This window comes from Sedimentibacter sp. B4, assembly GCF_000309315.1.
Lineage (GTDB): Bacteria > Bacillota > Clostridia > Tissierellales > Sedimentibacteraceae > Sedimentibacter > Sedimentibacter saalensis.
In genome coordinates this window covers 1-210 of record NZ_CANG01001114.1, presented here as the reverse complement: position 1 = coordinate 210, position 210 = coordinate 1, and the positions used below count along the sequence as shown (strand labels likewise).

At 61.9% G+C, this 210-nt stretch carries 1 pseudogene; it reads right to left on the bottom strand.

What is annotated here, in order from left to right:
• Positions 1–10: 10 nt before the first annotated feature.
• A pseudogene (locus tag BN358_RS27330) lies at positions 11–210 on the bottom strand (amino acid ABC transporter permease); the annotation flags it as partial.

Here is a 210-nt window from a genome sequence, read left to right as displayed (position 1 = left end):
AACAGGTTGCTCATCGCTTGGGGTCCAGCTTCTTCTCGAGCAGGCCGACCAGGTAGGTCAGCGGCAGGGTGACGACCAGGTAGGCGACGGCGACCATCACGATCGGCGTCGCATTGAAGGCCTCGCTCATCGCGTCCTGGCCGAAGGTCGTCAACTCCTTCTGGGTGACCGTGAAGCCCGCAACGTAGAGAAGGGATGTGTCCTTCGCAG